The organism is Brevibacterium sp. ZH18 (assembly GCF_022748595.1).
Lineage (GTDB): Bacteria > Actinomycetota > Actinomycetes > Actinomycetales > Brevibacteriaceae > Brevibacterium.
The window spans coordinates 1-13,462 of the sequence record NZ_JALDSX010000024.1; the positions used below are offsets into that span (position 1 = coordinate 1).

The 13,462-nt window shown below is 64.9% G+C and carries 12 protein-coding genes; 8 read left to right on the plus strand and 4 right to left on the minus strand.

Annotated features, from left to right (window positions below; translation table 11 throughout):
- Window positions 1-102: 102 nt before the first annotated feature.
- Together MPN20_RS10150 and MPN20_RS10155 are read right to left on the minus strand one after the other, a co-directional pair.
- Window positions 103-531 carry an RNA-binding S4 domain-containing protein gene (locus MPN20_RS10150; protein ID WP_242781723.1) on the minus strand — a complete coding sequence of 143 codons (429 nt, stop codon included), beginning with the start codon at window positions 529-531 and terminating at the stop codon, window positions 103-105.
- Entirely contained in the window at window positions 521-1,300 is a 780-nt protein-coding gene (locus MPN20_RS10155) for an NUDIX hydrolase (RefSeq protein WP_242781725.1), read from the minus strand. The genes MPN20_RS10150 and MPN20_RS10155 overlap by 11 nt, the downstream gene beginning before the upstream one ends.
- Before the next feature lie 162 nt (window positions 1,301-1,462).
- Here MPN20_RS10155 and MPN20_RS10160 point away from each other — a divergent pair, with 162 nt between their 5' ends.
- From MPN20_RS10160 to MPN20_RS10175, 4 genes are all read left to right on the plus strand, one after another.
- Window positions 1,463-3,397: a proline--tRNA ligase gene (locus tag MPN20_RS10160; protein WP_242781727.1), complete on the plus strand. Its 1,935-nt coding sequence runs from the start codon at window positions 1,463-1,465 to the stop codon at window positions 3,395-3,397.
- A 13-nt stretch (window positions 3,398-3,410) separates the two neighbouring features.
- On the plus strand, window positions 3,411-4,217 hold the full coding sequence (locus tag MPN20_RS10165) for a TSUP family transporter (RefSeq protein WP_242781823.1): 807 nt from the start codon (window positions 3,411-3,413) through the stop codon (window positions 4,215-4,217).
- A gap of 313 nt (window positions 4,218-4,530) precedes the next feature.
- A complete protein-coding gene (locus MPN20_RS10170) occupies window positions 4,531-4,983 on the plus strand; it encodes a hypothetical protein (RefSeq protein ID WP_242781729.1) in 453 nt (150 codons plus the stop codon).
- A gap of 323 nt (window positions 4,984-5,306) precedes the next feature.
- On the plus strand, window positions 5,307-6,020 hold the full coding sequence (locus MPN20_RS10175) for a DDE-type integrase/transposase/recombinase (protein WP_242781731.1): 714 nt from the start codon (window positions 5,307-5,309) through the stop codon (window positions 6,018-6,020).
- A gap of 178 nt (window positions 6,021-6,198) precedes the next feature.
- Here MPN20_RS10175 and MPN20_RS10180 read toward each other — a convergent pair whose 3' ends face one another.
- Together MPN20_RS10180 and MPN20_RS10185 are read right to left on the minus strand one after the other, a co-directional pair.
- Window positions 6,199-7,218 carry an aminoglycoside phosphotransferase family protein gene (locus MPN20_RS10180; protein ID WP_242781733.1) on the minus strand — a complete coding sequence of 340 codons (1,020 nt, stop codon included), beginning with the start codon at window positions 7,216-7,218 and terminating at the stop codon, window positions 6,199-6,201.
- Complete coding sequence (locus tag MPN20_RS10185) at window positions 7,215-8,213, minus strand: hypothetical protein (protein ID WP_242781734.1); 999 nt, start codon at window positions 8,211-8,213, stop codon at window positions 7,215-7,217. The genes MPN20_RS10180 and MPN20_RS10185 overlap by 4 nt, the downstream gene beginning before the upstream one ends.
- A gap of 144 nt (window positions 8,214-8,357) precedes the next feature.
- Here MPN20_RS10185 and MPN20_RS10190 point away from each other — a divergent pair, with 144 nt between their 5' ends.
- The 4 genes from MPN20_RS10190 (at window position 8,358) to infB (ending at window position 13,356) form a co-directional block, all read left to right on the plus strand.
- Window positions 8,358-8,822, plus strand: coding sequence for a ribosome assembly cofactor RimP (locus MPN20_RS10190; RefSeq protein ID WP_242781736.1), 465 nt, complete (start codon window positions 8,358-8,360; stop codon window positions 8,820-8,822).
- 102 nt (window positions 8,823-8,924) lie between these two features.
- On the plus strand, window positions 8,925-9,887 hold the full coding sequence (gene nusA / locus MPN20_RS10195; protein ID WP_242781738.1) for a transcription termination factor NusA: 963 nt from the start codon (window positions 8,925-8,927) through the stop codon (window positions 9,885-9,887).
- Window positions 9,888-9,958: 71 nt separating this feature from the next.
- Entirely contained in the window at window positions 9,959-10,234 is a 276-nt protein-coding gene (locus MPN20_RS10200) for a YlxR family protein (RefSeq protein WP_347566820.1), read from the plus strand.
- A gap of 131 nt (window positions 10,235-10,365) precedes the next feature.
- Window positions 10,366-13,356 carry a translation initiation factor IF-2 gene (gene infB / locus MPN20_RS10205; protein WP_242781742.1) on the plus strand — a complete coding sequence of 997 codons (2,991 nt, stop codon included), beginning with the start codon at window positions 10,366-10,368 and terminating at the stop codon, window positions 13,354-13,356.
- Window positions 13,357-13,462: the final 106 nt, after the last annotated feature.

The following is a 13,462-nucleotide window of genomic DNA, read 5'->3' on the forward strand; positions in this document are numbered from 1 at the left end:
AGAGCAGACTCCCTGAAGTCTGCTCTCGACGCTGAGGTCTGCTTTCGATGAGGCTGCGACCGCCAGCGGGCGGCTGGCTCTCGTTGAGGCTGCCCAGATCACTCAGTGGTGGCGGGGGTCCCGGGGATCGGCTCGATCGTGTGGCTTGGCCATGTCGCCGAGGAACTTCTCCATCTCACGCCGGTCCTTCTTCGTCGGTCGCCCCAGCCCTTTGTCCCGTCGGGGCACGAACCCGCGCAGCGCCGGATCCGGCGGCGGGGTGAGATCCTCGTAGCACTGCACAGCAATGGACGCCCCCGGGCGGGTGGGGATGAAGCCGGTGATCTTCCAGACGAATTCGGTGCCGGCCTTACGAACGCGCACTTCCTGACCGACCGAGACCTTCTGCGCGGCTTTGACCCGCTGTCCGTCGACCTGGACATGGCCGCCGCGGCACGCCTGAGTCGCAAGATTGCGTGTCTTGAACATCCGAGTCGTCCACAGCCACACGTCGACGCGGACGGTCTTGCCCGGAGAGCGATCAATGTCCATCGTCGGTCCCCGTCGCCGGATTGTCGGCTCTCGCCGCGGTGTTTGCCCACGAGTGCATCCCGCGACTGCCGCCGGGGCGCTGCACGCTGATGCGCGAGTCCCGGTGCAGCGCGATCTCGGAGCGACGGGTGAAGGTCTGAGCGGGACGGCCTCGTCCCTGGGTCACGGCCTGGCCGGTGGGGTCGAGCAGCGGCAGCATGGTGCGGCGGAAGGTGTCGGCCTGCAGGTCCTCGCCTGCGACGATCTCGTGGAGTTCGCGCAGCTGCCGTAGCGAGAACTCTGAGGGTAGGAGGCCGAAGGGATCCGGCGTGCGCTCATGCAGGGACCGCAGACGGTGCACGGCGACGCGCACGATCTCCTGATGCTCCGAGCTGAGCTCCTGCGTCGAATGCACCGGCACAAGTTTGCGTCGACCTGCGCCTGCCGCGTCCTGAGCGCCTTCATCGTCGAGGCCGGCGTCGGCGGCGGAGAGCACATCGAGGTGCGCCACGGAGATCACCCAGCCGCGATCATCACGATCGGGCTGATCGAAGACGTGGAGCTGGACCGGGGCACGGTCGACCAGCCGAGCCTTTTCGCGCAGGCACCGCGCGACCGCCTCGGCGAGTCTCTCCTCCGGGCGGAGGATCGACCCGGGCAGCTGCCAGATGTCATCGCCGGGATGGGTGAGGAGCACATGGAGGCCGCGCCCGGGAACGGGGCAGAGGACCGCAGTGTCGACCGCGACCGAGGGGCGCGGGAACTGCGTAAGTTGAGTGGAATCAGGCATGCTCTTCGAATCGAGGGAGGCTCACAGTGGACAGCTACGCTCACCAGTCTAATTCTCTTCCACCAGGTGACGAATCCGGCGTCGGCAGACCGGCATTGCCGGGTGCATCCTCGCGTGCGATAGTGTTCGATCTGAGTCTTGACAAGTTGAGGAGAATCACCCATGGCCCTGCGCATGTCGTCCCTGTTTGTGCGAACCCAGAAGGAAGACCCGGTCGGCGCCGAGGTCGCCAGCCACAAACTGCTGCACCGGGCGGGCTACATCCGCCGGTCAGCACCGGGAATCTACACGTGGCTGCCGCTGGGCCTCGAGGTCCTGTCGCGGATCGAGAAGATCGTGCGCGAGGAGATGAACCGCGCCGGATCGCAGGAAGTCCACTTCCCAGGACTGCTGCCGGCCGATCCCTACCGGACATCGGGACGCTGGGAAGCCTTCGGGCCCGACCTGTTCCACCTCAAGGATCGCAAGGACAACGACTACATCCTCGCGCCCACACACGAAGAGGTCTTCACCCTCCTCGTCAAGGACCTGTACTCCTCCTACAAGGACCTTCCCCTCTCGATCTTCCAGGTCCAGACCAAATACCGCGACGAGGCCCGCCCCCGTGCCGGTCTGCTGCGCGGTCGCGAATTCATCATGAAGGACGCCTACTCCTTCGACATCGACGACGCCGGACTCGACGCCTCCTACGAAGCCATGCGTGTGGCCTACCTGCGTGCCTTCGCCCGCCTCGGCGTGCCCTGCCTGCCAGTCAAGGCCACCCCGGGCGCCATGGGCGGCTCCGGCACCGAAGAGTTCATCTACCCCTCCGAGGTCGGCGAAGACACCTTCGTGCGCTCGCCGGGCGGATACGCCGCCAACGTCGAGGCTGTGACCTCGATCGTGCCCGAGACGATCCCGTTCGAGGATTCGCCCGCCGCCCACGTCGAGGACACACCCGAGACCCCGACCATCGAAACTCTCGTCGATGCCGCGAACGCGAGCCACCCCCGCGAGGACCGCGCCTGGACCGCCGCCGACACGCTCAAGAACGTCGTCTGCGCCGTCACCCACCCCGACGGCACCCGCGAGATCATCGTCATCGGTCTGCCCGGCGACCGCGCCGTCGACCTCGACCGTGCGGCCGGCACCGGAATGCTCGGCAACGGCGAAGTCGACCTCGAAGCCGCCACCAGCGAGGACCTTGCCGCCCACCCGGAGCTGGTCAAGGGCTACATCGGTCCCGGACTCGACCTCGATCACCCGGTCCTCGGCCTCGAGGGCTCCTCGAAGATCCGCTACCTCCTCGACCCCCGCGTCGTCGACGGCACCCGTTGGATCACCGGAGCCAACGAACCCGGACGCCACGTCTTCGACCTCGTCGCGGGTCGCGACTTCACCGCCGACGGCACGATCGAAGCCGCCGAGGTGGTCCTCGGTGACCCCGCACCCGATGGTTCCGGCCCGCTGGAGCTGGCCCGCGGTGTTGAGATCGGACAGATCTTCAAACTCGGCCGCAAGTACGCCGAGGCCCTCGACCTCAAGGTCCTCGACAAGAACGGCAAGGCCACGACCGTGACCATGGGCTCCTACGGCCTCGGCGTCACCCGTGTCATGGCCTGCATCGCCGAGGAATACCACACGGACTCGGGCCTCCTCTGGCCCCAGCACCTGGCCCCGGCCGACGTCCACATCATCGTGGCCGGCAAGAGCGAGGAGATCGCGCAGGCCGCAGAGGACTTCACCTCAGCCTTCGAATCCGAAGGACTCAGCGTCCTCCTCGACGACCGCAACAAGGTCTCGCCCGGGTTCAAGTTCGCCGACGCCGATCTCATCGGCATCCCGACCGTCATCGTCGTCGGCCGCGGCCTGGCCGAGGGCACCATCGAGGTCCGTGATCGTCTGGCCGATGAGAAGTCAGAGCTGCCCGTCGCCGAGGTGGTCGCCACCACCGTGGCCAAGGTCCGTGCCGCATACGCTCAGGCGAACGCCGCAGCCGATGCCGCGGTCGCTGGGGTCACTGGGGTCTCCGGGGTCACCGAGGTCGCAGGGGTCGACGGGGTCACCGCTGACTCGGCACCTGCAGCGGACGTGGCCGGCCAGTCCCTGACGGACTGAGACCGCGCAGGTGATGGAGGCTTTCACCGGCGGCATCGATGTCACTCTCGGCCTGGTCCTGTGGCTGCTCGGCGCAGGACTTTTGGCCGGCTGGGTCGACGCCGTCGTCGGCGGGGGAGGCCTCATCCAGCTCCCGGCGATGCTGCTGGTGCCGGGCATGACCCCGGTCCAAGCGGTGGCCACGAACAAGGTCGGCTCGATCGCGGGAACAACGGCCTCGGCGGTGACTTATCTGCGCAAGATCACCCCGGACAGATCGGCGACGATTCCGGCCGCGGCCACGGCCTTCCTCGGTGCGGTCATCGGCGCGAAGCTGGCCACGCTCGTGCCCAGCGAACTCTTCACCCCGATCATCCTCGCCGCGCTCATCGGGGTCGGCCTCTTTACGGTGCTCAACCCCAGCCTCGGCGCCGATGCGACCCTGCGATTCGGCGAGTCGTCGAAGCGCCACCACGCACTGTCCTGGCTGATCGGGTTCGCGATCGGCGTCTACGACGGAATCCTGGGACCGGGCACTGGATCGTTCCTCGTCATCGCCTTCGTCTCGATCATCGGGTTCTCGTTCCTCCAAGCCTCAGCGACCGCGAAGGTCATCAACTGGGCGACGAACCTCGGTGCGCTGGTCTATTTCGTCCCCGACGGCCAGGTCGTGTGGGCGCTGGGACTCATCGTCGCTGTCGGCAACGTCGCAGGCGGGATCGTCGGGGCTCGCACTGCGCTGAAGAAAGGGTCAGGATTCGTCCGCGTGGTGTTCGTCATCGTCGTGTCCGCGATGATCATCAAACTCGGCTATGACGTGATCTCAGGCCTCGTCCACTGATCGCGCTGGCCCTCGCTGCTGGACGCGGAGCTCGTTTCAGCAACCTTCCGGGCGTTCAGCAACCCCGCTGAAGGTGGCTCGTCGCCCGGAAGGTTGCTGGCGTCGGCGCGGGCGTCGGTGCGGGCATCGGCACGGGCGTCGGTGCGGAGCCGAGCAGGGGCGGAGAGCAGGGGCAGAGCGCTGGCCCTCGCTGCCGGACGCGGAGCTCGTTTCAGCAACCTTCCGGGCGTTCAGCAACCCCGCTAAAGGTGGCTGCTCCCCCGTTTGCCAGACTGGTCTTGAGTCACCCCGCTAATCGAAGTGAGGACGAATCATGACCGTCTCCCGTGGCTATAGTAGCGACGAGATCCGCGGCTTCATTGCCGCGTACGACACCATCCCATTCGGGAGAAAGCTCCAATGGGTCGAGGAGCAGTCATTCACCAAATGGCAGCTCTATCGGTGGATGCGAGCAAGCTTTTCCGGTGATCTCGACCGAGGACTGGTCCCGAGAGAGAATGGGACCATGTCGATACCCTCCCGCCGGAAGACTCGGTCACAGGTTATGGCCCCGAACCGTGACAAAGACTTGGCTGCACAGCTGGCTGCTCAAGAGAAGGAACTGGCAGCCAAGGATGTTGAGATCAATCGCCAGGCTGATCAGATCCACCGGCTTGAAGAGGCCACCGATGCGTTGGGAAAAGCTATTGGGCTCTTGCACGACCGCGACGTGCACGAGTCCGCGCCCGGGCAGTCCACAGCGATCCCGCGGCCCAAGAGTTCCTGACGCTTGAGAACACGCTCGTGGCCGATCTCACGGGCCTGCTGGGTTCGCAACGGGCTGCGTTGACAACGGTAGGGCTCTCTCGTGGGTCGTGGCAGAACCGACAGGCACCACCGCCTTATATGAGTGCGCCGATCCATCAGGCTGATCGGGCGTATGAGAGTCGGATCAGTCAGGAGGACCGAAGTCGGATCGGGAGTCTGATTCTGGCTGGTTGGGCGGGCGGGAACTCGGTGTCACATTCCTATGCCGCGGCGTGGGACCAGGGTATGTATCTGGCATCCCAGCGGTCGTGGTGGCGCATCGCGGCAGAGATCGAGGACCAGATGCTGCGTCCCCAGATCCCGAAGAAGTCGGGCAAACGCAGCCCTCGTCAGGTACCGGTATTGAAGGCCACGGGTCCGGGCCAGGTGTGGTCCTGGGATATAACCGATTTGTATTCGACCTGGTCGGGAGTGGTGTTCAAGGCGTACAAGATCATCGATATCTTCTCCCGTGAGATCAAGGGGTACCGGGTCGAGGAGCGCGAGAGTGATCACATGGCTGTAGAGATGTTTCGTACCGCGATTGCTGCCCATGGTGTGCCTGGTGTCGTCCATGCCGATTCTGGTCCGGCGATGACGTCGAATGCGTTGCGTGACTACCTCACCGGCGAGGGTGTTGGCCTGTCTCATAACCGTCCGTATGTGTCCAATGACAATCCGTTTTCCGAGGCAAGCTTTCGCACGATGAAGTATCGGCCGCAGTATCCACGGATCTTCGAGTCGGTCGAGGCTGCCCGCGAGTACGTGGATGGTTACGTCGTTTGGTACAACCGTGAGCACCGACATTCCGGGATCGCGTTGTTCACTCCCTCGCAGGTTGATGACGGGTCCTGGAAGCAGGTGTGGGAGGTTCGAGATACTGCTTTGAGGGCGTACTACACGAGGAATAGAGCGCGTTTCAGTCGATACCCGACGACGCCGGCACCCTATGACGTCGTCGGGATCAATCTGTCCGAGGCTGAGAGACTGTCAGCGAAAGAAATGACCTGTATTTAACCGAAGTGACTCAACACAGCTTGACAGCGAACGCTCGCCCGGAAGGTTGCTGGCATCGGCGCAGACGTCGGCGCTGGCATCGGCGCGGGCGTCGGTTCTGGGGCAGAGCAGGGGCATCGGTGTTGGGGCAGAGCGCGGGCGTCGGTGCTGGGGCAGTCGAGTGGGATCCCGGAGGCTCTCAGCCGATGGGCTTGAGGGAATGGGCATTGACGCCGAGGACATCGACACCTGAGAGCGCCCGTGCCACCCACAGGGACCTCGCGGCGTCGGCCAGCGATCCCTGCGATCCCTTGCGTGCGGACCGGAGGTACCAGAACATGTTCGTGACCTCGCGGGCCACTGCAGCTCCCATGCCGTACTGCGGATCGATCCCCGCGCACAGGGCCAGGTCGGTGGCGAATCCGCGCAGCCAGGCTGCTTGGGCCTGAGGGTGCTGGGACGGGATCTCGACGAGGCGGTTCCACAGGATCGGGGCCATCGTGTAGGCCGTCGGTCCGGCCAACGGCTGCGGATCGATGGCCTTCCACGTCGAGATCCCGGCGGCATCCGGATTGCCCGCGAGGATGTTGTAGTAGTGCAGATCGGCGTGGATGAGCCAGTGCTCGTCCGAGGCGGCCAACGTCTGCATCCAATTGCGCGCGAACGAGAGCAGGAGCGCATCCCCGGGGCCGGTCTCCGACCATCCTGTGAGCAGCGAGGCATCCGCGTCGAAGGTGCCCAACCATCCGGACGCGAGGTCCTGGACCCGAAGGAATTCCGAATCTGCAGGGATCTCGAGCGATCGCTGCAGCGCGCCCCAGACCGGAGGGACATCGGCCAGCGGCAGCACGGAGAGATTGTCCTGAGTCCGCAGCCGCTCCTGGAGAGTGGCGCGGAAGCTGTGGTCGTCCCTGATCACCCGCACGGCGCCGTGGCCGTTCCACATCTTCAGCGCCCGCAGGGCCTGCGCATGCGCGGCCGTATGCGCCGAGGTGGGGGCTGCGAACCGGAGCACACCCTGGTAATGCTCCTGAGTGAGGACGGGAATGACGAGGCTCTCACACCCTGCCCATGGTGAGCCGGGAACATCGTCGAAGCGCAACTTCCACCGGTCGGCGAGCTCATTGGCCATGAAGTCCAGCGCCGCAACCCAGGCATCGGTGCGGTATTCGCCGATGATGTCCCGGGTCGCACGGTAGAGAACGTCGGGAACCTTCATGACGTGGCCTCTGCCACGCCGGACTTCCCGGAATACGAATAGCGCAGGGCCTGCGCATCCGCGAACACCGTGCGGGTCCGAGCAGACTCCCACAGTCGCAGCGTGGCCAGCGGGTCGGCCTCCAGCCACGGAAGGATGGCCGCTGCCAAGGAGTCCTCAAGCGACAGTGCCAACTCACTCGAGGAGGCGGCATCGGTCGGGCTCGGGTCGAGCTTCCACGCGGCAGCGTCGGGGTCTGCGGCGGACTCGCCCAGCTTCTCGAGCATCTCGCCGGCCAGTGATCCCAACGATTCCAGTCGCGCCACAGCGCCCTTGCGCTCAGGTGACTTCGTGTCGAACTTCACAGCGAGGCGTTCATAGCCGTACGAGGCGGCCCGGGCAGCGTCGAGGATCGAGTTCCAGATCTTATGGTGCCCGGAGTCCTTGTCAGTACCGTCGGAATCTTTGTGCTCACGTCTCGTGGTGGTTGAGTCCTTGCCGCCGGACGGCTCGGAACTCGGCGACTGGCCGGCATCATCGCCGGCCGTCCGGGAGCCCTGGATCAGGCCGTCGGCGGTGTCGATGAGCCCAGCCTTCCGGGTTCCTGCCGTCAGCGTCATCCCCGTCGCCACGTCGACGAGGACCGGGATCAGCGACGGTCGCAGCTGGGGGATCACCTCGAACACTGCGGAGGAGACCACCTCGGCGGCGTCGATGTAGGTGCGGGAGGTTTCGGTCGGAGGAGCCTGGGTTGCCATCTCGGACGGCGGCGACCATACGGGACCGATAGCATCGCGGAACTTCGCCAGATCCTCGCCGGCAGTCGCAGGATCGCCGGAGCCCGCAGTCGTCGCCGCCAGGATCCGAGCGATTCGATTGCGCAGCTCCTGCGTCGCATCGAGGGTGGGAACGTCGGGCGCAGTGTCGAGTCGCAGACCACAGGCGGAGAGAAGACTCAGGCCTGCGCCGCTGCCACCGAGGAGGAGAAGTGAGCGACGGCTGACAGGAGAACGCATGGGCCAATCCTAGCCGATGCCTACCGGCTGACCGGGGGAGTCGCATAGGCTGGGACGAACCCAGTCAACAGGGAAAACATAACGTTCACGGGCGGGGCGCAGTCCATAGGGCGTCACCGGTGGCGGACGAGGACAGGAGGACACATGGATGAGGACGTGGCTCAGATCAAGGAGCTGCTGCGGGAACCGCTGGCAGACTCGGGGTACTACCTGGAATCCGTGAAGGCAGTCGCCGCCGGGCAGCGGCGAGCACTGACCGTCGTCGTCGATCTCGACGAAACGAGCACGGAGCCGATGTCGATGGAACGGATCTCGGAGTCGAGCCGAATCGTCGGCGACACGCTTGACGAGGTCGAGATCTTCCGGGACAAGCCCTACCAGCTCGAGGTCACCAGCCCCGGAGCGACGAGGAACCTCGAAGTCCCGCGACACTTCAAGCGGGTCCTCGGACGCCGACTCGAGATCACGACGAAGCGGGAGTCGTTCAAGCTCGACCTCGAAGAAGTCGGGGAGACCTCGATCACGGGCACCGACCCCGCCAGCAAGGAGAAACGCAGCATTTCTCTCGACGACATCGTCAAAGCCCAGGTCGAACTCCGATTTCGGTGAGCGTAATCTGGGATAGACTGTTGCGCCTGCATAAAAGACGTACGGCTGCACAAGTGAAGACAGACAATTCAATGCTCGAGTGAGCCGGAGAGGATATAGACCGTGGATATCGACCTCAGTGTTCTGCGCATCATCGAGCGAGAGCGGGAGATTCCGCTCGACACGCTGATCGAACTCATCGAACAGGCACTGTTCCTGGCCTATCAGAAGACTGAAGGCGCCTGGCCCGACGCCCGCGCCGAACTGGACAAGGCGACCGGTGAAGTCCGCATCCTCGCCGTCGAATTCGACAACGACGACAACCCGATCGGCGAATTCGACGACACCCCCACCGGCTTCGGGCGCATCGCCGCCCAGACCGCGCGTCAGGTCATCCACCAGCGTCTGCGCGACGTCGAAGACGAGTCCGTGCTCGGCAATTTCAAGGGCCGTGAAGGTGAGATCGTCTCCGGCACCATCCAGCAGGGCAGAGACCCGCAGATGGTCCAGGTCGACCTGGGCGAGGTCGAAGCCGTCCTGCCTCCGCACGAGCAGGTCCCCGGCGAGCAGTACAAGCACGGCACGCGGCTGCGCGTCTACATCGCAGACGTCCACAAGGGACCCAAAGGCACCTCGGTCACCGTCTCCCGCACGCACCCGAACCTCGTGCGCCGACTCTTCGCCCACGAAGCGCCGGAGATCGCCGATGGCACGGTCGAGATCGTGTCCCTGGCTCGCGAGGCGGGTCACCGCTCCAAGCTGGCGGTGCGCGCGACGAAGCCCGGAGTCAACGCGAAGGGTTCGTGCATCGGTGAACTCGGTTCACGCGTGCGCTCGGTGATGAACGAACTGGGGCAGGAGAAGATCGACATCGTCGACTACAGCGACGACCCGGCGAAGTTCATCGGACATGCGCTTTCACCGGCGAAGACGGTCAGGGTCGACATCCTCGATCCGGTGGCCCAGGAGTCGCGTGCCATCGTCCCCCGTGACCAGCTGTCGCTGGCCATCGGCAAAGAGGGCCAGAACGCTCGACTTGCGGCCAAGCTCACGGGCTGGAAGATCGACATCGTCGCTGCGGAGTAGCTTGTGTGAGTGATCTGTCCCACCTGGGCCTGTGGCGCGGGTGGGACAGAAGTGCTGTAGAATTGATTACTGTGAATGTCGGCGGAGCACCTCGAAGGACGTGCATCGCCTGCAGGAAAAAGGCCGATCGGGACGAACTCACACGCTTTGTGATTCGTCCGGATCAGCACCCAGCCATCGTCCACGATGTGTCAGCGACACTGCCGGGACGAGGAGCGTGGGTGCATCCGGAAGCCAGCTGCCTGAAGAAGGCACTGACTGCCGCACCCTTTGCTCGAGCCTTTCGAACGAAGGTCACCGCCTCGGATCTTCCGAGGATGGATCACGAACCCAAGAAGAGCGGGTAGCCCGAATGGATGACAAGTTGTGAGTGTCGCACGATGACACCCAAACGGAATTCGAAAGAGCAGTGAAATGAGAACTGCTCTTCATTGATGAGGTTCTTTCCTGACCGGGAAGGAACCCGGACAGGAGAACTGTGGCAAAGCCCCGTGTTCATGAGCTCGCGAAAGAGCTCGACACAACCAGCAAGATCGTCCTCGAGAAGCTGCGGGACATGGGCGAATTCGTTCGCTCAGCGTCCTCGACACTCGAGGCACCCGTCGTACGTCGGGTGAAGGAAGCATTCGCCGACTCCGCACCAGCGAAGTCGGGCGACGACAAGAAGACCTCAGGCGATTCCGCCGAGAAGAAGGCAGCACCAAAGCCGTCAACAGGTGCCAAGTCGGCCGCGAAGCCAGGCGCGCCCAAGCCCGGTGCGAAGCCTGCAGCCAAGCCAGCCGCCGCAGCCAAGCCCGCAGCCAAGGCATCTCCGACCGACGCAGCAGAGACCAAACCTGCCGCGAAGTCCAGTGCGAAGACTGCAGCCAAGCCAGCCGCTGTAGCCAAGCCGGCTGCCGAGGCGAAACCGGCTGCTGAGGCCAAGCCTGCAGCCGCTGCTGCCGATGCGACTGAGACCAGCACCGCATCTGCTGATGCTGTTGCCAGTGCTGACTCCTCAGCCGAGAAGGCCAAGCCCGCAGCACGCCCGGGAGCACCCAAGCCGGGTGCTGCCCCGAAGCCTGCTGCCGCCGCGAAGCCCGGAGCTGCCAAGCCCGGTGCTGCCAAGCCGGGCGGCCGTTCAGCCGCTCGCCCGGGCAACAACCCCTTCGCACCCTCGCAGGGAATGCCGAAGCCAGGCGGCCGTGGCGGACCCAAGTCCGGCAGCCGCCCAGGCGAATCAGGCGGTCGTCCCGGCAACAACCCATTTGCGAACTCGCAGGGAATGCCGAAGCCAGACCAGAAGCCTCCTCGCCCAGCCGGTGAGGCTGGAGCAGCCGGACCTCGTCCGGGCGCTCCTCGCCCGAACCCGTCGATGATGAAGAACTCCGCACTCAACAAGCCGGCCCCCGGCCGCGGTCGAGGCGGAGGTCGCGGAAACGCACCCGCAGGCGGAACCGGTGGAGCACCCGGCGCACCGGGCGCAGCACCGGCAGGTCGTCGCGGACCAGGCGGCGGCCCAGGTGGTCGTGGCTCAGGTCGCGGTCGCGGAAGCACACAGGGTGCTTTCGGCCGTGGCGGCGGACCTCGTCAGAAGGGACGCAAGTCCAAGCGGGCCAAGCGCGCTGAACTCGAGCAGATGCAGGCACCGTCGGTCGGCGGCGTATCCGTACCTCGCGGCGACGGCAACACCCCGTTGCGCCTGCGTCGCGGTTCGTCCTTGGCTGACTTCGCTGAGAAGATCAACACCGATCCGACGAACCTCGTCACGGTGCTCTTCCACCTCGGCGAGATGGCGACCATCACCCAGTCGCTCGACGAGGGCACATTCCAGGTCCTCGGCGAGGAGCTCGGCTACAAGATCGAGATCGTCTCTCCCGAGGACGAGGACCGTGAGCTCCTCGAGACCTTCGACATCGACCTCGACGCGGAAGCCGCTGAGGAAGACGACGAAGATCTCGCAGCACGCCCACCGGTCGTCACCGTCATGGGTCACGTCGACCACGGTAAGACCAAGCTGCTCGATGCGATTCGCTCTGCGAACGTGGCGGGTCGCGAGGCCGGCGGAATCACGCAGCACATCGGCGCCTACCAGGCCGAGGTCGAACATGAGGGAATAGATCGCAAGATCACGTTCCTCGATACACCGGGTCACGAGGCGTTCACCGCCATGCGTGCCCGCGGTGCGAAGTCGACTGACCTCGCGATCCTCGTGGTCGCGGCTGATGACGGCGTGATGCCGCAGACCGTTGAAGCGCTCAACCACGCTCAGGCGGCGAATGTGCCGATCGTGGTCGCGGTCAACAAGATCGATAAGGAAGGCGCCAACCCTGCGAAGGTGATGCAGCAGCTGACCGAGTACAACCTGGTTGCCGAAGAATACGGCGGCGAGACCATGTTCGTGCCGATCTCTGCGCTCAAGCGTGAGGGCATCGACCAGCTGCTCGAATCCGTGTTGCTGACCACCGATGCTGCACTCGACCTGCGGGCGAACCCCAACAAGTCGGCTCGCGGCATCGCGATCGAAGCCAAGCTGGACAAGGGCCGCGGTGCGGTTGCGACCGTGCTCGTGGACTCCGGCACACTGCGCCAGGGCGATGCCATCGTCTGCGGCACTGCCTACGGCCGTGTCCGTGCGATGTTCGATGAGAACGGCAACATCGTCGACGAGGCGGGTCCATCGCGTCCCGTCCAGGTGCTGGGTCTGTCCTCTGTGCCGCGCGCCGGCGATACGTTCATCTCCACCGATGACGACCGCACAGCCCGTCAGATCGCTGAGAAGCGTGACGCCATCGAGCGCAATGCCGCTCAGGCTCGCGGTCGTAAGCGCATCAGCCTCGAGGACTTCACAAAGGCACTCGCCGAGGGCAAGGTCGACATGCTCAACCTCATCCTCAAGGGCGACGTCTCGGGTGCTGTCGAAGCGCTGGAGGATTCGCTGCTCAAGATCGATGTGGGCGACGACGTCGACCTGCGCATCATCCACCGCGGTGTGGGTGCGATCACGGAGAACGACATCAACCTGGCCACGGTCGACAACGCGATCGTCCTCGGCTTCAACGTCCGTCCGGAAGCGAAAGCACGCGACCTGGCCGAACGCGAAGGCGTCGATGTCCGTTACTACTCGGTCATCTACCAGGCGATCGACGACATCGAGAGCTCGCTCAAGGGCATGCTCAAGCCGGAGTTCGAAGAGGTCCAGACAGGTACTGCGGAGATCCGCGAGATCTTCCGGTCCTCGAAGTTCGGCAACATCGCCGGCTCCATCGTCCGCGACGGGCACATCACGAGGAACGCGTCTGCACGCGTCACCCGCGATGGCGTCGTCGTCGGCGACAAGGTCAAGATCGAGTCGCTGCGTCGTTTCAAGGACGACGCCACCGAGGTTCGCGAAGGCTACGAGTGCGGTATCGGACTCGGCAGCTTCAACGACCTGCAGATCGGAGACATCATCGAGACCGTCGAGATGCAAGAGAAGCCTCGCGACTGATCGACGTCTCACTCTCCGCGGACCGGGTTCTGGACAGTTCGTGCGCAGCCGGGTGGCATAGACCATGACCACCCGCTGTGCGTGAACCGGCCAGGACCCGGTTTGC